This window comes from Vibrio sp. S12_S33, assembly GCF_963889785.1.
Lineage (GTDB): Bacteria > Pseudomonadota > Gammaproteobacteria > Enterobacterales > Vibrionaceae > Vibrio > Vibrio aestuarianus.
In genome coordinates, this window is record NZ_CAWPQZ010000270.1 from 1 (window position 1) to 416 (window position 416).

1 protein-coding gene and 1 pseudogene are annotated in these 416 nt (G+C 44.5%); one reads left to right on the forward strand and one right to left on the reverse strand.

Annotated elements, in window-relative coordinates:
* Positions 1-200: pseudogene (locus tag AACW06_RS20125) on the forward strand (IS66 family transposase); the annotation flags it as partial.
* A gap of 13 nt (positions 201-213) precedes the next feature.
* Here AACW06_RS20125 and AACW06_RS20130 read toward each other — a convergent pair.
* A partial coding sequence (locus AACW06_RS20130) for a transposase (RefSeq protein WP_272956779.1) occupies positions 214-416 on the reverse strand: 203 nt, incomplete at its 5' end.

Sequence of the window (416 nt, forward strand, 5' to 3'; positions counted from 1 at the left end):
AAAATATCGTCTTGTTCGACTATCAAAACAGCCGCGCGAGAGCATGCCCCGTGAACTTTTTGGGCGATTACTCAGGCTATCTACAAAGTGATGGTTACGCGGCTTATGACGGATTAACCAACGTGGCCAATGTTGGTTGTTTCGCTCACGCACGCCGTAAGTTCATGGAGGCGAAAAAGCTTCAGGGCAAAGGTAAGTCAACCTGAGATCGGTTTAAGCCATCGCCATCAATCCTGATTTTTCAGTGGTTGTTATGTTCAACGATGGCTTTTCTGGTTTTAGGCAGTAAGCAATTAACCCACCAAGTAAGTTCAGCATGAATCCATGCAGACTCCTGTGTCTAGAATGCTCTATCTGAGAAATATTCTTTAGTTGGTCGTTGATGGTTTCAATGATGAACCGCTTAGACAACATTG